Origin of the sequence: Streptomyces varsoviensis (assembly GCF_000718635.1) — a bacterium.
Classification (GTDB): domain Bacteria; phylum Actinomycetota; class Actinomycetes; order Streptomycetales; family Streptomycetaceae; genus Streptomyces; species Streptomyces varsoviensis.
Map to the genome: position 1 here is coordinate 718474 of NZ_JOBF01000003.1, position 23021 is coordinate 741494.

Consider the following 23021-nt stretch of genomic DNA (forward strand, 5'->3'; position numbering starts at 1 on the left):
CGGGGTGGGCGCCCCGACAGGGCGAAGCGAGCGCCCCGGCACAGGGTGAGGCCCCCGTCGCCGACGTCGGACGGGGGCCTCGGGCCGGGCGCGGGTGGTCGCCCGGGTCAGTGGTTGCTGGGGAAGCCCAGGTTGATGCCTCCGTCGGAGGGGTCCGGCCAGCGGGTGGTGACGACCTTGCCGCGGGTGTAGAAGTGCACGCCGTCGTTGCCGTAGATGTGGTGGTCGCCGAAGAGGGAGTCCTTCCAGCCGCCGAAGGAGTGGTAGCCCACCGGCACCGGGATCGGCACGTTGACGCCGACCATGCCCGCCTCGACCTCCAGTTGGAAGCGCCGGGCCGCGCCGCCGTCGCGGGTGAAGATGGCGGTGCCGTTGCCCCAGCGGGAGGAGTTGATCAGCTCGACGGCCTCCTCGTACGTCTCGGCGCGGACCACGCACAGCACGGGGCCGAAGATCTCGTCGCGGTAGGCGTCCATCTCCGGGGTGACCTTGTCGAGCAGGGAGACGCCGATCCAGTGGCCGTCCTCGTAGCCCTCGACGGTGAAGCCGGTGCCGTCGAGGACGACCTCCGCGCCCTGGGCGGCGGCGCCGGTGACGTAGGAGGCGACCTTGTCGCGGTGGGCCTTGGTGATCAGCGGGCCCATCTCGGAGGCGGGGTCGTCGCCGGGGCCGATGGTCAGCTCGGCGGCGCGCGTGGTGATCTTCTCGATCAGCGGGTCGCCGGTGTCACCGACGGCGACGACCACGGAGACGGCCATGCAGCGCTCGCCGGCGGAGCCGTAGGCGGCGTTGATGGCGGCGTCCGCGGCGAGTTCGAGGTCGGCGTCGGGGAGGACCAGCATGTGGTTCTTCGCACCGCCGAGGGCCTGGACGCGCTTGCCGTTGGCGGTGGCCGTGGCGTGGATGTGGCGGGCGATGGGGGTGGAGCCGACGAAGCTGACGGCGGCGATGTCGGGGTGGTCCAGCAGCCGGTCGACGGCGGCCTTGTCACCGTTGACGACGTTGAGCACGCCGTCCGGGAGCCCGGCCTCGGCGGCCAGCTCGGCGAGCTTGTACGCGGCGGAGGGCACCTTCTCGCTCGGCTTGAGCACGAAGGTGTTGCCGCAGGCGATGGCGATGGGGAACATCCACATCGGCACCATGGCCGGGAAGTTGAACGGCGTGATGCCCGCGACGACGCCCAGCGACTGGCGGATGGCCGCGACGTCCACGCGGGTGGAGACCTGCGTGGACAGCTCGCCCTTGAGCTGGAGCGGCAGCGCGCAGGCCAGCTCGATGACCTCCAGGCCGCGGGCGACCTCGCCGAGCGCGTCGGAGTGCACCTTGCCGTGCTCGGCGGTGAGCAGTTCGGCGATCTCCTCGCGGTGGGCGGCGACCAGCTCGCGGAACCGGAAGAGGACCGCGGTGCGGGTGGCGAGCGAGCTGGTGCCCCAGGTGCGGTACGCCTCCTTGGCGGCGGCGACGGCGGCGTCGACCTCGTCGACGGAGGCGAGCGCGACCCGCGTGCCCTGGGCTCCGGTGGCGGGGTTGTAGACCGGGCCGTAGTTGCCTGACGCGCCCTCGACGGGCTTCCCGCCGATCCAGTGGTTGACGGTCTTCATGGTGCTGAACCTTTCCTACGGGGGCGGATCACAGCGGATCGCTACTGGTTCGCAGCGGATCACAACTGACGGCGGCGGGCGGCCGCCCGCCGGTCGTACTCCGCGCGGGCCTCCACCGCCGCCGGCCGGGTCGCGGTCTCGGCAACGGGCACATCCCACCATGCCTGCGCTTCGGGCGCGCCCGGCACAGTGTCGGCTGTTTCAGTCTCCACATAGACACAAGTGGGGTGTTTCGCGGCACGTGCCGTCGTAAGCGCGCCACGGAGTTCGCCAACGGCGCGCACCCGGATGACGTCCATGCCGAGGGAGGCCGCGTTGGCGGCGAGGTCCACGGGCAGCGGCGCCCCGGTGTACGTACCGTCGGCGGCCCGGAAGCGGTAGGCGGTGCCGAAGCGCTCGCCGCCGACGCTCTCGGAGAGGCCGCCGATCGAGGCGTAGCCGTGGTTCTGGATCAGCACCACCTTGATGGCGATGCCCTCCTGCACGGCCGTGACGATCTCCGTGGGCATCATCAGATACGTGCCGTCCCCGACCAGCGCCCACACGGGCCGCTCGGGGGCGGCGAGCCGGACGCCGATGGCGGCCGGGATCTCGTACCCCATGCAGGAGTAGCCGTATTCGAGGTGGTACTGGCGGCGGGAGCGGGCGCGCCACAGCTTGTGGAGATCGCCGGGGAGCGAGCCGGCGGCGTTGATGACGATGTCCTCGTCGCCGACGACCGCGTCGAGCGCGCCGATCACCTGGCTCTGGGAGGGCCGCGCGGCCGGCTCGGGGGCGGCGAAGGCCCGGTCGACCAGCGCCTCCCACCGCGCCTTCCCCGCCGCGTACTCGGCCTCGTACGAACCGGAGACCCGGTGCCCGGCGAGGGCCGCCGTCAGCGCCTCCAGGCCGGTCCGGGCGTCGGCGACGACCGAGTGGGCGGCGAGCTTGTGGGCGTCGAAGGAGGCGATGTTGAGGTTGGCGAAGCGGACGCCGGGCGCGGCGAAGAGCGTCGCGGAGGCGGTGGTGAAGTCGGTGTAGCGGGTGCCGACGCCGATCACCAGGTCGGCGGTGCGGGCGAGTTCGTCGGCGACGGCGGTGCCGGTGTGGCCGATGCCGCCGACGTCCGCCGGGTGGTCGTGGCGCAGCGAGCCCTTGCCGGCCTGGGTGGAGGCGACGGGGATGCCGGTGGCGTCGGCGAGCGCGCGCAGCGCGTCCTCGGCCTCGCTGTGGTGGACGCCGCCGCCCGCGACGATCAGGGGGCGCTCGGCGGCCCGTACGAGCCGCGCGGCCTCGGCGAGCGCCCCCGCGTCCGGGGCGGGGCGCGGTACGTACCAGGTCCGGTCGGCGAAGAACTCCTCGGGCCACTCGTACGCCTCGGCCTGTACGTCCTGGGGCAGCGCGAGGGTGACGGCGCCGGCCTCGACGGGGTCGGCCAGCACCCGCATGGCCTGGAGGGCGGCGGGGATCAGCGCCTCCGGCCGGTGCACGCGGTCGAAGTAGCGGGAGACGGGCCGCAGCGCGTCGTTGACCGACACATCGCCCGCGCCGGGGACTTCGAGCTGCTGGAGCACGGGGTCGGCGGGCCGGGTGGCGAAGGCGTCGCCGGGCAGCAGGAGCACCGGGAGGCGGTTGACGGTCGCCAGCGCCGCGCCGGTCACGAGGTTCGTGGCGCCGGGCCCGATGGAGGTGGTGACGGCGTGCGCGGAGAGCCGGTCGCACTGCCGCGCGTAGCCGACGGCGGCGTGCACCATGGCCTGCTCGTTGCGGCCCTGGAGGTAGGGCAGCGCGCCCTCGGACTCCAGGAGCGCCTGGCCGATGCCGGCGACGTTGCCGTGGCCGAAGATTCCCCAGCAAGCGGCGACGAGCCGGCGGCGCCGCCCGTCCCGCTCGGTGTACTGGTGGGCCAGGAACTCCACCAGGGCCTGGGCGACGGTCCGGCGGCGGGTCGCACCGGCGGTGGCGGCAACGGTCGTGGCGGTGGTCGCGTGGGTGGTCATCGGGCGGCTCCGGACGGTGCGGTCGGCTCGGGCGGCTCGGGCGGTGCGGTCGGCTCGGATGACTCGGATGACTCGGACGACTCGGATGGTGCGGCGTACAGCGGCAGCCGGGGGTCGGCGGGCTGGTCGGGCCAGGTGGTGCGGAGCCACGCGTGCTCGGGGTGGTCGCGGATCAGCCAGGCGCGCTCGGCGTCGGGGCCCGCCATGACGTTCAGGTAGTACAGGGTGTGGCCCGGCGCCGCGATGGACGGGCCGTGCCAGCCGTCGGGGATGAGGACGGCATCGCCGCTTCCGACCTCGGCGAGCACGTCGGTGGTGCGGCTGGGACCGGAGGGGGTCACGCGCTGGTAGCCGACGCCCCGCGCACCGTGCGCCTCGGCGACCTCGAAGTAGTAGATCTCCTCCAGCCGGGACTCCTCGCCCGGGCGGTGCTCGTCGTGCTTGTGCGGCGGATAGGAGGACCAGTTGCCGCCGGGCGTGAGCACCTCGACGGCGATGAGCCGGTCGCAGTCGAAGACGTCCGCCGCGCCGAAGTTGTTGACCTGGCGCGTGCAGTTCCCCGCGCCGCGCAGCTCCACGGGGACACCGGAGGCGGGCCCGTACCGGAACGGCAGCCGCCGCTCGCACCGCGCGCCGGTCAGGGCGAAGCGCCCGCCGCGCTCGCTCGTGATCCGCGCCTCGGTGTCGCGCGGTACGTACGCGAAGTCGCTCACGCCGCTGAACACGCTCTCGCGGCCGTCCAGTTCGAAGGTCAGGGCCTCGGCGGCGACCGCGCAGGAACCGGCCAGCGGCAGCACGATCCATTCGCTGCCGCCGGTGGCGAAGGTATGCGCGCCGCCGGGCGGGAGGTCGAGGACGCGCAGGCTGGAGTAGCCCCAGCCGGCCCGCTTCGGATCGATGTCGAGGGCGTACGGGCCGTCGGCGGCGGTTCCCGCCGGGAGGTGGAAGGTGCTGGTGACGGTCATGCGGTCAAGTCTCCTGCGAGGGGGCGGCGGGATACAGCGGGCGTCAATCGTGCTGGCCGGGGCCCCGGGGCCCGGGGGCCCGGGGCTCAGAGGAGTCCGACGGCGGTGTCCACGGCCGCCGTCACGTCCCCGTCCGCCGGATAGAGCAGCGAGCGGCCGACGACCAGGCCCTGCACGGTGGGCAGGCGCAGCGCCTTGCGCCACTTCTCGTACGCGCCGGCCTGGCTCTCGGGCGTGGCGCCGACCTCCCCGCCGAGCAGCACCACGGGCAGCGTGGACGTCTCGCAGACCTGGGCCATGTCGTCGGGGTCGCGGGTGACGGGGAGCTTGAGCCAGGTGTACGCGGAGGTGCCGCCGAGCCCGGCGGCGATGGCCACGGACGTGGTGACGGCCTCCGCGCCGAGGTCGTTCCTGACCTTGCCGTCGACGCGACGGGAGATGAACGGCTCGACGAAGACCGGCAGTCGCAGGGCGGCCATGGCGTCGATGACGCGGGCGGTGGTCTCCAGGGTGGAGAGCGAACCGGGGTCGTCGTAGTCGATGCGCAGCAGCAGTTTGCCGGCGTCGAAACGGAGCCGGGCGAGGTCCTCGGGCCGGTGGCCGGTGAACCGGTCGTCCATCTCGAAGGCGGCGCCCGCGAGCCCGCCGCGGTTCATGGAGCCCATCGCGACCTTGCCGTCGAGCGCCCCGAGCAGCAGCAGGTCCTCCAGGATGTCGGCGGTCGCGAGCACGCCGTCCACACCGGGCCGGGACAGCGCCAGACACATGCGTTCCAGCAGGTCCACGCGGTTGGCCATGGCGAGCCTGCGGTCGCCGACGGCGAGCGCCCCGCGGGCCGGGTGATCGGCGGCGATGATCATCAGCCGGCCGCTCTCGCCGACGAGCGGGCGGCGCGGGCGCCCGGCCGCCGCCTCGGCGATGGCCTCGGGCCGGCGCGCCCGCGTCGCCGCGATGTCGGAGATGCGAGGGGTCACGTGCGTCTCATTTCCTTGTGCCGTGCGGCTTGCGGCTTCGCTGAGCGGGGGCAGGGCGGGTGTGGCGTACGTACTCGGGGGGCGCGGTGCTCCGGAGGCGCGCGCCCGGCGCCCTCAACGCTCCGCGAGGAACGCCTCGACCTCGGCGGCGGTCGGCATGGCGGAGGAGCAGGCCAGCCGGGAGGCGACGATCGCCCCGGCGGCATTGGCGTAGCGCATGGCCGGGGCCAACTCCCAATCGCTGAGCAGCCCGTGGCAGAGGGCGCCGCCGAAGGAGTCGCCGGCGCCCAGGCCGTTGACGACGTCGACGGGGGTGGGCGGGACTTCGGCGGAGCGGCCGTCGCGGTGGAGGGCGAGTACTCCCTTGGGGCCCTGTTTGACGATGGCGAGTTCGACGCCGGTGTCCAGCAGGGCGCGGGCGCAGTCCCATGGTTCCCGTACGCCCGTGGCGACTTCGGCCTCGTCGAGGTTGCCGACGGCGACGGTGGCGTAGGCGAGCGCGGCCGCGTAGTGGGGGCGTGCGGCGGCGAGCGCGGCCGACGCTGTCGCGCCGGAGGCGCCGGAGGCGCCGGAAGCGCCGGAAGCGCCGGAAGCGCCGGAAGCGGCGCCGCCCCAGAACATGGGCCGCCAGTCGAGGTCGAAGACGGTGTGGCCGCCGGGGGCCGCGGCACGGGCCTCAAGGGCGGCGAGGGTGGCGGAGCGGCTGGGCTCCTCGCACAGCCCGGTGCCGGTCATCCAGAAGACGCGGGCCGCGCGGATGGCGTCCAGGTCCAGTTCGTACGGGCGGATGTCCAGGTCGGGGGCCTTGGGGAGGCGGTAGAAGTACAGCGGGAAGTCGTCCGGCGGGAAGATCTCGCAGAAGGTGACGGGGGTGGGGAGGCGGTCGACGGGGGTGACCCACCGGTCGTCCACGCCGAAGTCGCGAAGCGCCTGGTGGACGTAGTCGCCGAAGGGGTCCGCGCCGGTGCGGCTGATGACGGCGGAGCGGCGGCCGAGGCGGGCGGCGGCGACGGCGACGTTGGTGGCGGAGCCGCCGAGGAACTTGCCGAAGGTCTCCACCCGCGAGAGCGGCACCCCGGTCTGGAGCGGGTAGATGTCGACCCCGATGCGGCCCATGGTGATCACGTCGTACGGCTCGGTCATAGGTACCCCTTCGCGTTCCCCGGTCTTCCGGCTCCGTCACGGGCTCTCGGCGCGGTCCCCTCGCGGCTCCCCCACCACGGCCCTCGCCGCGGCCCCTCGCCTGGCACAGGTCTAACCGCGGATTCACACCCTGTCAACGCTTTGTCCTTACATACTTACGTTCTTCGCGAGACCCTGCGGAACGGCCTCGCACACCACTCCCGGATGACAAAGTCCTTAAGTCCGTATGTCAGGACGAAGTCTTGACAGTCGCCGGGCCGCCATAGAGGCTGACCGGCGACCCGCCTATGCCTTCCCGGTCACCGCCGACCGGTGAAAGGAGAGCCGCCTCATGTCCGTACCCCGCCCCGAAGCAGCCGTACTGGACCGGATCCGGGTGGGTTCGGCCCCCGACTCGTGGGGGGTCTGGTTCCCCGACGACGAGCGGCAAGTCCCCTGGCAGCGCTTCCTGGACGAGGTCGCCGGGGCCGGCTACGAGTGGATCGAGCTGGGCCCGTACGGCTATCTGCCCAGCGACGCGGGCCGGCTCCGCGAGGAGACCGGCCGGCGCGGGCTGCGGGTCTCGGCCGGCACGGTCTTCACCTCCCTGCACCGCGGACCGGCCACCTGGGACGCGACGTGGGCGCACGTCGCGAAGGTCGCCGCGCTGACCCAGGCGATGGGCGCGCGCCACCTCGTCGTCATCCCCTCCTTCTGGCGCGACGACAAGACCGCCGAGATCATCGAGGACTCCGAACTCACCGCCGAGCAGTGGCGGAACCTCGCGAGCGGCATGGAGCGGCTGGGCCGCGAGGTACGCGACCGCTACGGGCTCGACATCGTCGTCCATCCGCACGCCGACACCCACATCGACTCCGAGGCGCACGTCGAGCGGTTCCTCGACGCCACCGACCCCGACCTGGTGAACCTCTGTCTGGACACCGGCCACTACGCCTACTGCGGCGGCGACAGCGTCAAACTCATCGAGACCTACGGGGAGCGGATCGGCTACCTCCACCTCAAGCAGGTGGCCCCGGACATCCTCGCCGACGTCGTGCGGAACGGGACGCCGTTCGGCCCGGCCGTCGCGCAGGGCGTGATGTGCGAACCGCCGCGCGGCGAGCCCCCGCTGGAGCCCGTACTGGCGGCGGCGCAGCGCCTCGGCGTCGACCTGTTCGCCATCGTCGAGCAGGACATGTACCCCTGCGCCCCGGACGCGCCGCTTCCGATCGCCGAGCGCACCAGGCGCTTCCTGCGCTCGTGCGGGGCCTGACCACCACCCGGCACGGGAATCGCCACACGCACCGCACCGCCCCGACCAAAGGACGACATGACTCTGCTGGGAACCCTCGGCGTGGCCGTCATCGGCGCCGGCCGGATGGGCGCCGACCATGTGCGCCGGATCAACGACGTCATCAGCGGCGCGCGCGTCGCCGCCGTCGCCGACCTCGACGAGGGACGGGCCGCCGCGGCGGCGGACGGCATCGAGGGCTGTACGGTCCACACCGATCCGGCCGCCGCCATGGCCGCCCCGGGCGTGGCCGCCGTGCTCATCGCCTCCCCCGGCCCGGCCCATGAGGCGGCGCTGCTGGCCGCGTTCGAGCGCGACCTGCCCGTGCTGTGCGAGAAGCCGCTCACCCCGGACCCGGCCTCCGCGCTGCGCGTGCTGGCGGCGGAGCAGCGCCTCGGCCACCGGCGCGTACAGGTCGGCTTCATGCGCCGCTACGACGCCGACTACCTGAAGCTCAAGCGGCTCCTCGCCGAAGGGGCCTTCGGCCGCACCCTGATGCTGCACCACAAGCACCGCAACGTCAGCACCCCGCCCGGCTTCACGAACGCGATGATGATCCACGACTCGGCCGTACACGAGATCGACGTGACCCGCTGGCTGCTGGACGACGAGATCACCAGCGTCCGCGTGCTGCGCCCGGCCCCCTCCGGCGCGGCCCCCGGCGGGCTCGGCGACCCCCAGCTCATCCTCTTCGAGACGGCTGGGGGCCGGGTCGTGGACACCGAACTGTTCGTCAACTGCGGCTTCGGCTACCAGGTGACGTGCGAGGCGGTCGGCGAGCGCGGCACCGCCCGGATCGGCGACGAGCGCGGCGTGTTCACCAACGCCGACGGCCGCTGGGGCACGGGCATCGTCCCCGGCTTCGTGGAACGCTTCGAGGAGGCGTACGACCGACAGGTGCGGCGCTGGGTGGAGGCGATCCGGCGCGGCGAGGTCGAGGGCCCCAGTTGCTGGGACGGCTACGCGGCGGCCGCCGTCTGCGAGGCGGGCGTACGGGCCCAGGCGACCGGCGAACGGGTCCCCGTGGACCTCGTCGAACGCCCGGCGCTGTACCGCTGAGGCATTACTGCCGATAGACCGGGGAGTGCCGTGCCACCGCCGAGAGCCCGGGGAGGCGTCACTGCTGTCGGGTCGGTGAGGCGTCACTGCGGGCGCGATGCCGAGATGCCGTCACCGACCGGCCGCCGACCGCCGCCGCACCGCACCGCACCGCCACGCCCCGCACAGCCCGGCACCGCACCGTCCCACCCCGCCGTCGATCGTCAGGAGCTTCCTCATGCGCATCGGTTTTCTCGGCGCGGGCCGGATCGGCTCCTTCCACGCCGCCGCCCTCACCGCGACGGACGGCGTCGACGAGCTGCTGATCGGCGACGCCGACGCGGCCCGCGCCGCCGGGCTCGCGGAGCGCGTCGGCGGTCGGGCGCGGGCGGCGGCGTCCGTCGACGCGGTGTTCGCCGCCGGGGTGGACGCCGTGGTGATCGCCGCCGCGACCGCCGCGCACGCCGATCTGATCGTCCGGGCGGCCGACGCCGGACTGCCCGCCTACTGCGAGAAGCCCATCGCCCTCGACCTGCCGGGCACGCTCCGCGCGCTGCGCGCGGTGGAGGCGGCGGGCACCCTGCTCCAGATGGGTTTTCAGCGCCGCTTCGACGCCGGGTACCTGGCGGCGCGCGAGGCGGTGCGGGCCGGGCGGCTCGGCCGGCTGCACACCATCCGGGCCGTCACCTCGGACGCCGCACCGCCCCCGGCGGAGTTCCTGCCGCTGTCCGGCGGGCTGATCCGGGACTGCCTGGTGCACGACTTCGACGCCGTGCGCTGGCTGACGGGGTGTGAGGTGGTGGAGACCTACGCGCGCGGCTCGGCGAACGGCGCGGAGTTCTTCCGCGCGGCGGGCGACGTGGACACGGCCGCCGCGCTGCTCACCCTGGACGACGGCACGCTGGTCACGGCCACGGCCACCCGCTACAACGGCGCGGGGTACGACGTACGGACGGAACTGGCGGGCGAGCGCGGCCAACTGGTGATCGGGCTGGACGCCCGTACGCCCTTCGCCTCCGCCGAACCGGGCGGGCCCGCGGCGCCCGCCCACCCCTGGGGCGGCTTCCTCGAACGGTTCGAGGCCGCGTACCGCGCGGAGCTGGCCGCCTTCGTACGGGCAGCCGCCGGCGAGGCGCCCAACCCGTGCTCCGGGCGGGAGGCGCTGCACGCGCTGCTGGTCGCCGAGGCGTGCGAACGCTCCCGACGCACGGGCCGCCCGGTGGCACCGGCGGAGATCGCCGCGGAGGCGTCCCTCTGACCTCCGGCCCGGCCCGGTCCCGCCCCTCGGGCAACGTTGTCCGATTCGTCACGGCTGTCTTCACCTGGTCACAGCCGTCACGTATACGCCCACCTTCCGTCACAGCCCGTCAACAGGACCCCTGCGCTCATTACTCAGCGTCGCTCAATGGGCACAGGCTGAGTGATCAAGAGAGCGGCCGCGCCGCAGCTCCCCCGACGGACCCCCATCCGTGGCTGCGGCACCGCGGAGAGGCGCGAAGATGACCGACCGGAGGCTTTGGTCGTACAGGGAGATCGCCGCCCACATCGGCGTACAGACGGACACCGTGCGTTCCTACCGGAAGCACGGGCTGCTGCCGCCGCCCGACCACGTGGAGGGCGGCAAGCCGTTCTGGTTCGCCGACACCGTGCGCGCCTGGGTGGCCCGCCGCCCGGGCAACCGCGCCCGGCGCGACACCAAGAGCTGACCGTACCGACCCCTTCCCTGGTCCCCCGGCCCCGTACCGCGCGCCGCGCGTGGCACGGGGCTTTCGCGATCCCTCCCCCGCTACCCCCGATCCTACGTGCGGAATACCCCCAGGGGGTATAGTGTTGAACGAGTCGGAAAGCGATGGGCGCGCCCGGAGCGACCGCCCGAACGAGCTGAGGAGAGGCCATGAACGCCGAGACGAACACCGAGACGAACGCCACCACCACCGTCTACAAGGTGACCGGCATGACCTGCGGCCACTGCGAGAGCGCGGTGCGCGAGGAACTGTCCGCCCTCGACGGCGTGGCCTCCGTCGAGGCCGTGGCCGGCACCGGCCTGGTCACCGTGGTCTCCGCCGCCCCGCTCGACGAGGCGGCCGTCCGCGCCGCCGTCGACGAGGCCGGCTACGAGCTCGTGGGCCAGGTCTGACCGGCCGCCCCGAGGCCCCCTCGTCACCCTCCCGCCGGGCCGTACCGCTCAGCTGATACTGCCGCCGTACGGCCCGGCCCTCCTCCCAGGAGAACCGTCATGACCAGCACGGCCCCCGAAGCCACGGTGGCGCACAGCAACCAGGTCGAACTCTCGATCGGCGGCATGACCTGCGCGTCCTGCGCCGCGCGCATCGAGAAGAAGCTCAACCGAATGGACGGCGTCGCCGCCACCGTCAACTTCGCCACCGAGAAGGCGCGCGTCAGCTACGCCGACGGCGTCGCGGTCGGCGACCTCGTCGCCACCGTGGAGCGGACGGGCTACAGCGCCGAGCCCAAGAAGGAACCCGAGCCCGCCGCCCCCGAGCCGGAGTCCGGCCGGCCCGCCGAGGAACAGCCCGGGGCCGGGAAGGGCGACGAGGAGACGGCCGCGCTGCGGCAGCGGCTGCTCGTCTCGCTCACCCTCTCCGTGCCCGTCGTGCTGCTGGCGATGGTCCCGGCCCTCCAGTTCGACAACTGGCAGTGGCTGTCCCTGACGCTGGCGGCCCCCGTCGTGGTCTGGGGCGCGCTCCCCTTCCACCGGGCCGCCTGGACCAACGCCCGGCACGGCGCGGCCACCATGGACACCCTCGTCTCCATCGGCACCCTCGCGGCCCTCGGCTGGTCGCTGTGGGCGCTGTTCTTCGGCGACGCCGGAATGGCCGGGATGCGGCACGGCTTCGACTTCACCGTCTCCCGTACGAGCGGTTCCTCGGCCATCTATCTGGAGGCCGCGGCCGGGGTGACCACGTTCATCCTCGTCGGCCGGTATCTGGAGGCGAAGTCCAAGCGGAAGGCGGGCGCGGCACTGCGTGCCTTGCTGGAGCTGGGCGCGCGGGACGTGGCCGTGCTGCGGAACGGGCGCGAGGAGCGCGTACCGGTCTCCCGGCTCGCGGTCGGCGACCGCTTCGTCGTACGGCCCGGGGAGACGATCGCCACCGACGGCACGGTCGTCGAGGGCGGCTCGGCGGTCGACGCGTCGATGCTGACGGGCGAGTCGGTGCCGGTGGACGTGGGCGTCGGCGACGCCGTGACCGGCGCGACCGTGAACACCTCGGGCCGGCTCGTCGTCGAGGCGACGCGCGTCGGCTCGGACACCCAGCTCGCGCGGATGGCGCGGCTGGTGGAGGACGCGCAGAACGGCAAGGCGGCGGTGCAGCGCCTCGCGGACCGGATCTCCGGCGTCTTCGTCCCCGTCGTGCTGGTGATCGCGGTGGGCACGCTGGCCGGCTGGCTGCTGGCGACGGGCGACGCGACCGCCGCGTTCACGGCCGCCGTGGCGGTCCTGATCATCGCCTGCCCGTGCGCCCTGGGGCTCGCCACACCGACGGCCCTGATGGTCGGTACGGGCCGGGGCGCGCAGCTCGGCATCCTCATCAAGGGCCCCGAGGTGCTGGAGTCCACGCGCCGCGTGGACACCGTGGTGCTGGACAAGACGGGGACCGTGACCACGGGCCGGATGGGGCTGCACGACGTGGTGGCCGCGCCGGGCGTGAGCGAGCGGGAGCTGCTGCGGCTGGCCGGCGCCCTGGAGCATGCCTCCGAGCACCCGATCGCCCGCGCCATCGCGGACGGCGCGATCGCACAGGCGGGCTCGCTGCCCGTGCCGGAGAGCTTCGAGAACGTGGCCGGGCTCGGCGTCCAGGGCGTGGTCGACGGCCACGCGGTGCTGGTGGGGCGCGAGAAACTGCTGGCCGAGTGGTCGATCGAACTGCCCGCCGAGCTGGCGGCGGCCAAGACGGCGGCCGAGGCCGAGGGGCGCACGGCGGTGGCCGTGGCATGGGACGGAGCGGCCCGGGGCGTCCTCGCGGTGGCCGACACCGTCAAGGAGTCCAGCGCCGAGGCGATCGTCCGGCTGCGGGCCCTCGGGCTCTCCCCGGTGCTGCTGACCGGCGACAACCGGACGGTGGCCGAGTCCGTGGCCCGCGAGGTCGGCATGGACGCGCCGGGCGACCAGATCTTCGCGGAGGTGCTGCCGCAGGACAAGGTGGACGTGGTCAAGCGGCTCCAGGGCGAGGGCCGTACGGTCGCGATGGTCGGCGACGGCGTCAACGACGCGGCCGCCCTGGCCACCGCCGACCTCGGGCTCGCCATGGGCACGGGGACGGACGCGGCGATCGAGGCGGGCGACCTGACGCTCGTACGCGGCGATCTGCGGGTGGCGGCCGACGCGATCCGGCTCTCCCGCCGGACCCTGGCCACCATCAAGGGCAACCTCTTCTGGGCCTTCGGCTACAACGTGGCCGCGCTGCCGCTCGCGGCGGCCGGACTGCTCAACCCGATGATCGCGGGGGCCGCGATGGCCTTCTCCTCGGTCTTCGTGGTGACAAACAGCCTGAGGCTCCGTTCCTTCACCTAATCCACATAAGTGACACAACACCCACACCCAAGAACCTCGATCTTTAGATCGGGGTTCTTGCCCTTTTACGTCCCTTATGGCAAGAGACGCAGATCACAGCGATCGGGGGGTAACCATTGGCGGGGGTCGCAGGTCTAACCGGGCAGTGCTGCATCGTCTTGGGGGACGATGCCGGCCACGCGTGGCCGGGGCGACGTGCCCGGGGAGCTTTGAGCGGCCCTCCCGTATGTACGCGTCCCGGCAGATCGCGTCAAGGCGTGCGCCGGTGCGAACCGGCGTCCAGGCTCCCGGCCGGATCCCGTGGGGGGAATCCGAACCGGGAAACGGGAAGCGCCCCGCTCCGACCCGTGGGGGGATCGGCAGCGGGGCGCTTTCCTCATACGCGCTCTACGCCGCGTGGAAACGCACTCGGCACCGTATGCCGCGTTGACACCACGCGGAGACACGCTCGGCGCCCCATGCCGCGCTCAGCGCCCCCTGGGGGCGCACTCGGCACCGCATGCCACGTTTGACGCCGCCCCGTGCCGCGGTGCACAGCACCGCTGCGCGCGTACGGCGGCACCGTAGTCCGCGTGCGGACCGGCAGCCGGGGGCTCAGCCGCCGCGCGGCGCGGCGGCCGGGCCCGCGTACGGCGCGGAGGCCAGGTCCGCGTACGGCCCGGCGGCCGGACCCGCGTACGGCCCGGCGGCCGGACCCGCGTACGGCGCGGAGGCCAGGTCCGCGTACGGCCCGGCGGCCGGACCCGCGTACGGCGCGGCGGTCAGGGCCGCGTACGGCGCGGTGGCCGAGCCGGCGCGCAGCGCGGTGGCCGGGCCCGCGCGCAGCGCGAGCGTCAGCGCTGCTCCACCGGGATGAAGTCGCGCTCGACGATGCCCGTGTAGATCTGGCGCGGGCGGCCGATGCGGGAACCCGGCTCCTTGATCATCTCGTGCCACTGGGCGATCCAGCCGGGCAGCCGGCCGAGCGCGAAGAGCACGGTGAACATCTCGGTCGGGAAGCCCATGGCCCGGTAGATGAGCCCGGTGTAGAAGTCGACGTTCGGGTAGAGCTTGCGCTCCACGAAGTAGTCGTCGGCCAGCGCGTGCTCTTCGAGCTTGAGCGCGATGTCGAGCAGTTCGTCGTCCTTGCCCAGGGCGGAGAGGACGTCGTGCGCCGCGGCCTTGATGATCTTCGCCCGGGGGTCGAAGTTCTTGTAGACGCGGTGCCCGAAGCCCATGAGCTTCACGCCGTCTTCTTTGTTCTTCACCTTGCGGATGAAGGTGTCGACGTCGCCACCGGACTGCTGGATGCCCTCCAGCATCTCCAGCACCGACTGGTTGGCGCCGCCGTGCAGCGGGCCCCACAGCGCGTTGATGCCCGCCGAGATGGAGGCGAACAGGTTGGCCTGCGAGGAGCCGACGAGCCGCACGGTCGACGTGGAGCAGTTCTGCTCGTGGTCGGCGTGCAGGATCAGCAGCTTGTCCAGCGCGCTGGCCACGACCGGGTCCAGGTCGTAGTCGGCGGCGGGCACCGAGAAGGTCATCCGCAGGAAGTTCTCGACATAGCCGAGGTCGTTGCGCGGGTAGACGACCGGCTGGCCCACCGACTTCTTGAACGCGTACGCCGCGATCGTCGGCAGCTTGGCCAGCAGCCGGATCGTGGAGAGGTGGCGCTGCTTCTCGTCGAACGGGTTGTGGCTGTCCTGGTAGAACGTGGACAGCGCGCTGACCACGGACGACAGCATCGCCATCGGGTGCGCGTCGCGCGGGAAGCCGTCGTAGAACCGCTTCACGTCCTCGTGCAGCAGCGTGTGCTGGGTGATCTCGCCCTTGAACGTCGACAGCTCGTCGACCGTCGGCAGCTCACCGTTGATCAGCAGGAACGCCGTCTCCAGGAAGGTGCTGTGCTCCGCGAGCTGCTCGATCGGGTAGCCGCGGTAGCGCAGGATGCCCTGCTCGCCGTCGAGGTAGGTGATCGCCGATTTGTACGCGGCGGTGTTGCCGTAACCGCTGTCCAGGGTCACCAGACCGGTCTGGGCGCGAAGCTTGCCGATATCGAAGCCCTGGTCGCCGACGGTGCTGTCGACCACCGGGTAGGTGTATTCGCCGTCCCCGTACCGGAGTACTACAGAGTTGTCGCTCACGTCATCCCTCACCGACGTTGTGCCTCTTCTTCGAGGTGCCCTGACTCCCTCTACCTTCCCCCATTTGGACCATGCACGTGCACTCGGGGTCGGCCAAAGGGCCTATGTGCGGCACTCAGTGCCGCCTAGCCTGCCCATACTGCCCCCTTCGCCCCACTTGGGGAAACCGGGGAGCGCTCAGGAGTCTGTTGAATATTTATGCATCGCGTATGCCACCGCTCAGCCGGTGATCCAGCGCGGTGCACCGTCTACCCGCGGATACCGTTCGCACCGCCTGACCCAGCGCTTTTCTGGACCCCACCAGCACCACGAGCCGCTTCGCCCGGGTTACGGCCGTATAGAGCAGATTGCGCTGGAGCATCATCCACGCCCCCGTGGTGACGGGGATCACCACTGCCGGGTACTCGCTCCCCTGCGAGCGGTGGATCGTCACCGCGTACGCGTGCGCCAGCTCGTCCAGCTCGTCGAAGTCGTACGGGACCTCCTCGTCCTCGTCCGTGCGCACGGTCAGCCGCTGCTCCTCGACGTTCAGATCGGTGACGACGCCGACCGTGCCGTTGAAGACGCCGTTCTCCCCCTTCTCGTAGTTGTTGCGGATCTGGGTGACCTTGTCACCGACCCGGAAGACCCGGCCGCCGAACCGCCGCTCCGGCACATCCGGCCGAGCCGGGGTGATCGCCTGCTGAAGCAGCCCGTTGAGCGTCCCCGCCCCGGCCGGACCCCGGTGCATGGGGGCCAGCACCTGCACGTCCCGGCGCGGATCGAGACCGAACTTGGCGGGGATGCGCCGCGCCGCCACGTCCACCGTCAGCCGCCCCGCCTCCTCGGTGTCGTCCTCGGCGAAGAGGAAGAAATCCGCCAGCCCCTGCGTGATCGGCGGCGCGCCGGAGTTGATGCGGTGCGCGTTGGTCACCACCCCGGACTGCTGCGCCTGCCGGAAGATCCGCGTCAGCCGCACGGCCGGCACCGGCCCGCCCTCCGCCAGCAGGTCCCGCAGCACCTCCCCCGCCCCGACCGACGGGAGCTGATCCACATCGCCGACCAGCAGCAGATGCGCCCCCGGCGCGACCGCCTTGATCAACTTGTTGGCGAGCAGCAGATCGAGCATCGACGCCTCGTCGACCACCACCAGATCGGCCTCCAGCGGCCGGTCCTTGTCGTACGCGGCGTCGCCGCCGGGCTTCAGCTCCAGCAGCCGGTGCACCGTCCCCGCCTCGGCCCCCGTCAGCTCCGACAGCCGCTTCGCGGCCCGGCCCGTCGGCGCCGCCAGCACCACCTTGGCCTTCTTCGCGCGGGCCAGCTCCACCACCGACCGAACGGTGAAGGACTTGCCGCAGCCCGGCCCGCCCGTGAGCACCGCGACCTTCTCCGTGAGCGCGAGCCGCACCGCCTCCCGCTGCTCGGGGGCCAACTCGGCCCCCGTCCGCCGCGCGAGCCAGGTCAGCGCCTTCTCCCAGTCGACGGAGCGGAAGGCCGGCAGCCGGTCCTCCTCCGTCCGGAGCAGCCGCCGCAGTTGACCGGCCAAGGACAGCTCGGCCCGGTGGAAGGGGACGAGATAGACGGCGGTGACGGGCTCGCCGTCGGGCCCGGGCACGCTCTCGCGGACCACGCCCTCCTCGTCGGCGGCCAGTTCGCCCAGGCAGTCGATCACCAGCCCGGTGTCGACCTGGAGCAGCTTGACCGCGTCGGCGATCAGCCGCTCCTCCGGGAGATAACAGTGCCCTTGATCCGTGGACTGTGAAAGGGCGTACTGGAGTCCGGCCTTGACGCGCTCCGGGCTGTCGTGCGGAATGCCGACGGACTGGGCGATCCGGTCGGCGGTCAGGAAGCCGATGCCCCAGACATCGGCGGCGAGCCGATACGGCTCGTTGCGCACCACGGAGATGGAGGCGTCGCCATATTTCTTGTAGATGCGCACCGCGATGGAGGTGGAGACGCCGACCCCTTGGAGGAAGACCATGACCTCCTTGATGGCCTTCTGCTCCTCCCACGCCGCCGCGATCATCTTCGTGCGCTTCGGACCCAGTCCGGGCACCTCGACGAGGCGTCCCGGCTGCTGCTCGATGACGTCGAGCGTGTCCGTGCCGAAGTGCTCGGTGATCCGGTCGGCGATCCTCGGCCCGATGCCCTTGATCAGACCGGAGCCCAGATAGCGGCGGATGCCCTGGATGGTGGCGGGCAGCACCGTGGTGTAGTTCTCCACCGTGAACTGGCGGCCGAACTGCGGGTGGGAGCCCCACCGGCCCTCCATCCGCAGCGACTCCCCCGGCTGCGCGCCGAGCAGCGAGCCGACCACCGTGAGGAGGTCGCCGCCGCCACGGCCGGTGTCCACACGGGCGACCGTGTAGCCGTTCTCCTCGTTGGCGTAGGTGATCCGTTCCAATACCGCTTCGAGCACCGCTTGCTGGGACATGGCACGACGGTACCGCCGGGGCCGGACACTCGTGCGGGCCTGTGGATAACTTCCGACAGGCACCGCTCCGCTTCCCCGGAGCACCCCTCCGACCAGCCATTTCACCGGCCCCCGAGCCGCCAACGGCGGAGTCGTCGAAACATTCGCGCCTTGCCCGCTCGTCCCCTGCCCGCTCGTTCCCTGCCCGCTCGTTCCCTGCCCGCTCGTCCTCTGTCCGCTCGCCTCCTGTCCGCTCGCCTCCTGCCCGCTCGCCTCCTGCCCGCTCGTCCCGTCCAGCGCCGCCGCGGCGGCGAAACCGAAGGGAGCGCCCGTTGAAGGACCGTCCCGATCCGGCGCACGGACCAGCCTCCGCGGAACTCCTCCGCATGGAAGGCGTGCGCAAGACCTTCCCCGGCGTGGTCGCGCTCGACGGCGTCGACTTCGACCTGCGCGCGGGCGAGGTGCACGCCCTGCTCGGCGAGAACGGAGCGGGCAAATCGACGCTCGTCAAGCTGGTCTCCGGCGCCCACCGCCCGGACGCCGGCCGCGTCCTCGTCGGCGGCGAGCCCGCCCGTATCCACAGCGCGCAGGACGCGGAGCGGCACGGCATCGCCACCATCTACCAGGAGTTCAACCTCGTACCGGACTTGAGCGTCGCCGAGAACATCTTCCTCGGGCGCCAGCCGCGCCGCCTCGGCCTCGTGGACCGCAAGGCGATGGAGCGGGCCGCCGCCGGACTGCTCGACCGGGTCGGCGTCGACGTGTCGCCGCGCACCCGCGTGCGCGAACTGGGCATCGCCCGGCTCCAGATGGTCGAGATCGCCAAGGCGCTCTCCCTCGACGCCCGCGTCCTGATCATGGACGAGCCGACCGCCGTGCTCACCGCCGACGAGGTGGACAGGCTCTTCGGGCTTGTCCGGACGCTCCGCGAGAGCGGCGTCGGCGTCGTCTTCATCACCCACCATCTGGAGGAGATCGCCGCCCTCGCCGACCGCGTCACCGTCCTGCGCGACGGCCGCAGCGTCGCCCGCGTACCGGCGGACACCCCCGCGGACGAACTGGTGCGGCTGATGGTCGGCCGCTCCATCGAGGCCCAGTACCCGCGCGAGAGCGGCGGCACCAGCCGCGCCACGGCCCCCCTGCTGCGCGTCGAGGGCCTCACCCGCGGCGGCAGTTTCCAGGACATCGCCTTCGAGGTGCGGCCCGGCGAGGTCGTGGGCCTGGCCGGGCTGGTCGGCGCGGGCCGTACCGAGGTCGTACGGGCCGTGTTCGGCGCCGACCCGTACGACGCCGGAACCGTCGAGATGGCGGGCCGGCCGCTGCCCCGGCACGACGTCAACGCCGCGCTGAAGGCCGGGATCGGCCTCGTACCGGAGGACCGCAAGGCCCAGGGTCTGCTCCCGGACGCCCCTGTGCACGAGAACCTCGGTCTGGTCACGCTCGGCGGCGCCACCCGCGCGGGCCTCGTGGACCGGGCCGGTCAGCGGCGGGCCGCGGCCCGCATCGCCGAGCGGCTCGCGGTCCGGATGGCCTCCCTCGACCAGCCCGTACGGACGTTGTCCGGCGGCAATCAGCAGAAGGTCGTCATCGGCAAGTGGCTGCTGGCCGACGCGCGGCTGCTGATCCTCGACGAGCCGACGCGCGGCATCGACGTCGGCGCGAAGGTCGAGATCTACCAGCTCATCAACGAACTCACGGCCGCGGGCCGCGCGGTCCTCATGGTCTCCAGCGACCTCCCCGAGGTGCTGGGCATGAGCGACCGGGTCCTGGTCATGGCCCAGGGCCGGATCGCGGGCGAACTCGCCGCCGCGGACGCCACGCAGGACGCCGTGATGGCCCTGGCCGTACAGACCCGGCCGACCGAGGCAGAAGACAAGAAACCCGAGAAGGCCGCGAAGGACAAGAAAACCGGGAAAACCGAGAAGGCCGAGAAGGGTGAGGAGGACTCCCGTGGCCGCTGACGCTCTCAAGGGCGACCGCCCGTCGGGCGCGGTCCTGGTGCTGCGCCGGGTGCTGCTCGACAACGGCGCGCTGAGCGCCCTGGTGGTGCTGGTGGTGGCGCTGTCGCTGCTGTCCGACACGTTCCTGACCACCCAGAACCTGCTCAATGTCGGCGTGCAGGCGGCCGTCACCGCGATCCTCGCGTTCGGCGTCACGTTCGTCATCGTCTCGGCGGGCATCGATCTGTCGGTGGGTTCGGTGGCCGCCCTGTCCGCGACCGTGCTCGCCTGGACGGGGACCTCCCAGGGGCTGCCCGTATGGTCGGCGCTGGTGCTCGCCGTGGTCACGGGCGTCGCCTGCGGCCTGGTCAACGGCGCGCTGGTCGCGTTCGGCAAGCTGCCGCCGTTCATCGCGACGCTGGCGATGCTCTCCATAGGGCGCGGCCTCGCCCTGGTCGTCTCCCAGGGGACCCCGATTCCGTTCCCCGACTCCGTCTCGGGTCTCGGCGACACGCTCGGCGGCTGGCTGCCCGTACCGGTCATCGTGATGCTCGCGGTCGGCGTCGTCACGGCCGTGGTGCTGGCCCGTACGTACAGCGGTCGCGCCATGTACGCGATCGGCGGCAACGAGGAGGCGGCGCGGCTCTCCGGAATCCGCGTCAAGCGGCAGAAGCTCGTCATCTACGCGCTGTCGGGGGCGTTCGCGGCCATCGCGGGCGTGGTCCTCGCCGCCCGGCTCTCCTCCGCGCAGCCCCAGGCGGCGTACGGCTACGAGCTGGACGCCATCGCGGCGGTCGTCATCGGCGGGGCCAGCCTCTCGGGCGGCGTCGGCAAGGCGTCCGGCACGTTCGTCGGCGCGCTGATCCTCGCCGTGCTCCGCAACGGCCTCAACCTGCTGTCGGTGTCCGCGTTCTGGCAGCAGGTCGTCATCGGCGTCGTCATCGCGCTGGCCGTCCTCCTCGACACGCTGCGCCGCCGCACCGGCGCCCTGACGGCCCCCGCGGGCGCGTCCGGGCCGGGCGGCGGACCGCCCGGCGGGCGGCCGGTGAAGATCGCGGTCGGGGCGGTGGCCGTGGCGGCGGTGGCGCTGGCCGCGGTGTTCCTGCGGCCCGGTTCGTCGGACGCCCAGCCGAAGGTCGGGCTGTCCCTGTCGACCCTCAACAACCCGTTCTTCGTCCAGCTCAAGGCGGGTGCGCAGGCCGAGGCCGAGGCGTCCGGGGTCGACCTGACCGTCACCGACGCCCAGAACGACGCCTCCCAACAGGCCAACCACATCCAGAACTTCACCAGCCGGGGCGTCAAGGCCGTGATCGTGAACCCGGTGGACTCGGACGCCGCGGGCCCGGCCGTCAAGGCCGCGGGCCAGGCGGACATCCCCGTCGTCGCCGCCGACCGGGGCGTCAACAAGGCGCCCGTCGACACCCTCGTGGCCTCCGACAACGTCGCGGGCGGCAGGCTCGCCGCGAAGACCCTCGCGGAGCAACTGGGCGGCAAGGGGACCCTCCTGGTCCTCCAGGGGACGGCCGGCACGTCGGCCTCCCGGGAGCGCGGCCAGGGCTTCCGGGAGGGGCTGAAGGCGTACCCGGGGCTCAAGGTCGTCGCCCGGCAGCCCGCGGACTTCGACCGCGCCAAGGGGCTGGACGTGACGGCCAACCTCCTCCAGTCACACCCGGACGTGAACGGCGTCTTCGCCGAGAACGACGAGATGGCCCTGGGCGCGGTCAAGGCCCTCGGCGCCAAGGCGGGCGCGTCCGTGAAGGTCGTCGCCTTCGACGGCACTCCGGACGGGCTCAAGGCGGTCCGGGACGGCTCCCTGGCGGCGACGGTCGCGCAGCAGCCGAGGGAGTTGGGCAGGCTGGCCGTGCGGAACGCCGTCAGACTGACCAAGGGTGAGAAGGTCGACGCGACGGTGAGGGTGCCGGTGAAGGTCGTCACGGCGAAGAACGTCGCGGACTTCTCCTGAGGCGACGCTGCCTCCCGCCGCTCCCCTATGCGGCACGCTTTCCCGGCCCCTCCTAGGACACGCTTTTCCAGACCGCACCTTCCAGGTCACGCTTTTCGAGAGGAACACATCACCATGCACGGCGAGCACCGCTACGACCTCCTGGTCGTCGGCTCGGCCAACGCCGACCTCGTGATCGGCGTCGAGCGCCGGCCGCGGGCCGGGGAGACCGTACTCGGCTCGGATCTGGCCACCCACCCGGGCGGCAAGGGCGCGAACCAGGCCGTGGCCGCCGCCCGGCTCGGCGCCCGTACGGCCCTGCTCGCCCGGGTCGGCGACGACGCGCACGGCAGGCTGCTGCTGGACGCCCAGCGCGCGGCGGGCGTCGAGGTCGGCGGCGTCCTCGTCGGCGGCGCGCCCACGGGCGTCGCGCTGATCACCGTCGACCCGTCCGGCGACAACAGCATCGTCGTCTCCCCCGGCGCCAACGCCCGGCTCTCCCCCGAGGACGTACGGGCGTCCGCCGGCCTGCTCGCGGCCGCGCGGGTGGTCTCCCTGCAACTGGAGATCCCGCTGGACACGGTCGCCGAGACCGTACGGGCCGTGGGCCCCGAAACCCGCGTCGTACTCAACCCGTCGCCGCCCGCGCCGCTGCCGGACGACGTCCTGGCCGCCTGCGACCCGCTCGTCGTCAACGAGCACGAGGCCCGCTATCTCCTCGACGGCCACCCGGCGGGGGCCGGTGACGACCCCGGGGCGTGGGCGGCGGCCCTGCTGGAGCGCGGTCCCCGATCGGTGGTCGTCACCCTGGGCGCGGCCGGCGCGCTCCTCGCGGACGGCGACGGCCCGGCGGTCCACGTGCCGGGCATCGAGGTGGCGGCGGTGGACACCACGGGCGCGGGCGACGCCTTCACGGCGGCCCTGGCCTGGCGGCTGGGCGTCGGCGACGGCCTGGAGGCGGCGGTGCGCCTCGCCACCCGGGTCGCGGCGGCGGCCGTGACGCGGGCGGGCGCCCAGGAGTCCTATCCGGCGGCGGGGGAGGCGCTGCCGGGCGGGGCGCGACAGGAGCCGTAACGTTCCCCCCTTGGCACCGTCCCTTGGCACCGTCCCTTTCCCCCTG

17 protein-coding genes are annotated in these 23021 nt (G+C 72.8%); 10 read left to right on the forward strand and 7 right to left on the reverse strand.

From position 1 onward, the window contains the following. Window positions 1-107: 107 nt before the first annotated feature. The 5 genes from IF55_RS07595 to iolC form a co-directional block, all read right to left on the reverse strand. Window positions 108-1601: a CoA-acylating methylmalonate-semialdehyde dehydrogenase gene (locus tag IF55_RS07595; protein ID WP_030875560.1), complete on the reverse strand. Its 1494-nt coding sequence runs from the start codon at window positions 1599-1601 to the stop codon at window positions 108-110. A 59-nt stretch (window positions 1602-1660) separates the two neighbouring features. Further along, window positions 1661-3580: a 3D-(3,5/4)-trihydroxycyclohexane-1,2-dione acylhydrolase (decyclizing) gene (gene iolD, locus IF55_RS07600; protein ID WP_030875556.1), complete on the reverse strand. Its 1920-nt coding sequence runs from the start codon at window positions 3578-3580 to the stop codon at window positions 1661-1663. Next, window positions 3577-4545: a 5-deoxy-glucuronate isomerase gene (gene iolB, locus IF55_RS07605; protein WP_048831648.1), complete on the reverse strand. Its 969-nt coding sequence runs from the start codon at window positions 4543-4545 to the stop codon at window positions 3577-3579. The genes iolD and iolB overlap by 4 nt, the downstream gene beginning before the upstream one ends. Before the next feature lie 86 nt (window positions 4546-4631). Continuing rightward, window positions 4632-5519: a Cgl0159 family (beta/alpha)8-fold protein gene (locus IF55_RS07610; protein ID WP_030875550.1), complete on the reverse strand. Its 888-nt coding sequence runs from the start codon at window positions 5517-5519 to the stop codon at window positions 4632-4634. A gap of 114 nt (window positions 5520-5633) precedes the next feature. Next, window positions 5634-6662, reverse strand: a complete 1029-nt coding sequence (iolC, locus tag IF55_RS07615; protein ID WP_030875547.1) for a 5-dehydro-2-deoxygluconokinase — start codon at window positions 6660-6662, stop codon at window positions 5634-5636. A gap of 331 nt (window positions 6663-6993) precedes the next feature. Here iolC and IF55_RS07620 point away from each other — a divergent pair, with 331 nt between their 5' ends. The 7 genes from IF55_RS07620 (at window position 6994) to IF55_RS39245 (ending at window position 14360) form a co-directional block, all read left to right on the forward strand. After that, the gene (locus tag IF55_RS07620; protein WP_030875544.1) at window positions 6994-7914 is read left to right on the forward strand and encodes a sugar phosphate isomerase/epimerase family protein; all 921 of its coding nucleotides are present in this window, start codon (window positions 6994-6996) and stop codon (window positions 7912-7914) included. A gap of 57 nt (window positions 7915-7971) precedes the next feature. Then, window positions 7972-8991 (forward strand): Gfo/Idh/MocA family protein, encoded by a 1020-nt coding sequence (locus IF55_RS07625; protein ID WP_030875541.1) that lies wholly within the window; start codon window positions 7972-7974, stop codon window positions 8989-8991. Between the two features lie 217 nt (window positions 8992-9208). Further along, window positions 9209-10228, forward strand: coding sequence for a Gfo/Idh/MocA family protein (locus tag IF55_RS07630; protein WP_030875538.1), 1020 nt, complete (start codon window positions 9209-9211; stop codon window positions 10226-10228). A gap of 241 nt (window positions 10229-10469) precedes the next feature. Then, window positions 10470-10676: a helix-turn-helix transcriptional regulator gene (locus tag IF55_RS07635; RefSeq protein WP_030875536.1), complete on the forward strand. Its 207-nt coding sequence runs from the start codon at window positions 10470-10472 to the stop codon at window positions 10674-10676. A 188-nt stretch (window positions 10677-10864) separates the two neighbouring features. Then, complete coding sequence (locus IF55_RS07640) at window positions 10865-11107, forward strand: heavy-metal-associated domain-containing protein (protein ID WP_030875534.1); 243 nt, start codon at window positions 10865-10867, stop codon at window positions 11105-11107. A 99-nt stretch (window positions 11108-11206) separates the two neighbouring features. Continuing rightward, window positions 11207-13504, forward strand: a complete 2298-nt coding sequence (locus tag IF55_RS07645) for a heavy metal translocating P-type ATPase (RefSeq protein ID WP_030875531.1) — start codon at window positions 11207-11209, stop codon at window positions 13502-13504. A 529-nt stretch (window positions 13505-14033) separates the two neighbouring features. Beyond that, window positions 14034-14360, forward strand: coding sequence for a hypothetical protein (locus IF55_RS39245; protein WP_157854254.1), 327 nt, complete (start codon window positions 14034-14036; stop codon window positions 14358-14360). Here the strand turns inward: IF55_RS39245 and IF55_RS07650 are convergent. Together IF55_RS07650 and recD2 are read right to left on the reverse strand one after the other, a co-directional pair. Next, window positions 14338-15627, reverse strand: a complete 1290-nt coding sequence (locus tag IF55_RS07650; RefSeq protein ID WP_030875528.1) for a citrate synthase — start codon at window positions 15625-15627, stop codon at window positions 14338-14340. The genes IF55_RS39245 and IF55_RS07650 overlap by 23 nt on opposite strands. 196 nt (window positions 15628-15823) lie before the next feature. After that, the gene (recD2, locus tag IF55_RS07655) at window positions 15824-18040 is read right to left on the reverse strand and encodes an SF1B family DNA helicase RecD2 (protein WP_030875525.1); all 2217 of its coding nucleotides are present in this window, start codon (window positions 18038-18040) and stop codon (window positions 15824-15826) included. 365 nt (window positions 18041-18405) lie between these two features. On the opposite strand from recD2, the gene IF55_RS07660 reads away from it, so the two are divergent. The 3 genes from IF55_RS07660 to IF55_RS07670 all read left to right on the forward strand — a co-directional run bounded on the left by IF55_RS07660 (window position 18406) and on the right by IF55_RS07670 (window position 22975). Further along, a complete protein-coding gene (locus IF55_RS07660) occupies window positions 18406-19980 on the forward strand; it encodes a sugar ABC transporter ATP-binding protein (RefSeq protein WP_030875520.1) in 1575 nt (524 codons plus the stop codon). Continuing rightward, window positions 19970-21922, forward strand: a complete 1953-nt coding sequence (locus IF55_RS07665) for an ABC transporter permease/substrate-binding protein (RefSeq protein ID WP_030875518.1) — start codon at window positions 19970-19972, stop codon at window positions 21920-21922. Before IF55_RS07660 ends, IF55_RS07665 begins: the two co-directional genes overlap by 11 nt. Window positions 21923-22036: 114 nt before the next feature. Further along, a complete protein-coding gene (locus IF55_RS07670; RefSeq protein WP_030875516.1) occupies window positions 22037-22975 on the forward strand; it encodes a ribokinase in 939 nt (312 codons plus the stop codon). The last annotated feature ends 46 nt before the right edge of the window (window positions 22976-23021 follow it).

What these genes read in the sequence shown, in the direction of transcription:
- IF55_RS07595 (WP_030875560.1), bottom strand. Translation starts at nt 1,601, where the DNA reads ATGAAGACCGTCAACCACTGGATCGGCGGGAAGCCCGTCGAGGGCGCG.
- iolD (WP_030875556.1), bottom strand. Translation starts at nt 3,580, where the DNA reads ATGACCACCCACGCGACCACCGCCACGACCGTTGCCGCCACCGCCGGT.
- iolB (WP_048831648.1), bottom strand. Translation starts at nt 4,545, where the DNA reads ATGACCGTCACCAGCACCTTCCACCTCCCGGCGGGAACCGCCGCCGAC.
- iolC (WP_030875547.1), bottom strand. Translation starts at nt 6,662, where the DNA reads ATGACCGAGCCGTACGACGTGATCACCATGGGCCGCATCGGGGTCGAC.
- IF55_RS07620 (WP_030875544.1), top strand. Translation starts at nt 6,994, where the DNA reads ATGTCCGTACCCCGCCCCGAAGCAGCCGTACTGGACCGGATCCGGGTG.
- IF55_RS07625 (WP_030875541.1), top strand. Translation starts at nt 7,972, where the DNA reads ATGACTCTGCTGGGAACCCTCGGCGTGGCCGTCATCGGCGCCGGCCGG.
- IF55_RS07630 (WP_030875538.1), top strand. Translation starts at nt 9,209, where the DNA reads ATGCGCATCGGTTTTCTCGGCGCGGGCCGGATCGGCTCCTTCCACGCC.
- IF55_RS07635 (WP_030875536.1), top strand. Translation starts at nt 10,470, where the DNA reads ATGACCGACCGGAGGCTTTGGTCGTACAGGGAGATCGCCGCCCACATC.
- IF55_RS07640 (WP_030875534.1), top strand. Translation starts at nt 10,865, where the DNA reads ATGAACGCCGAGACGAACACCGAGACGAACGCCACCACCACCGTCTAC.
- IF55_RS07645 (WP_030875531.1), top strand. Translation starts at nt 11,207, where the DNA reads ATGACCAGCACGGCCCCCGAAGCCACGGTGGCGCACAGCAACCAGGTC.
- recD2 (WP_030875525.1), bottom strand. Translation starts at nt 18,040, where the DNA reads ATGTCCCAGCAAGCGGTGCTCGAAGCGGTATTGGAACGGATCACCTAC.
- IF55_RS07660 (WP_030875520.1), top strand. Translation starts at nt 18,406, where the DNA reads ATGGAAGGCGTGCGCAAGACCTTCCCCGGCGTGGTCGCGCTCGACGGC.
- IF55_RS07670 (WP_030875516.1), top strand. Translation starts at nt 22,037, where the DNA reads ATGCACGGCGAGCACCGCTACGACCTCCTGGTCGTCGGCTCGGCCAAC.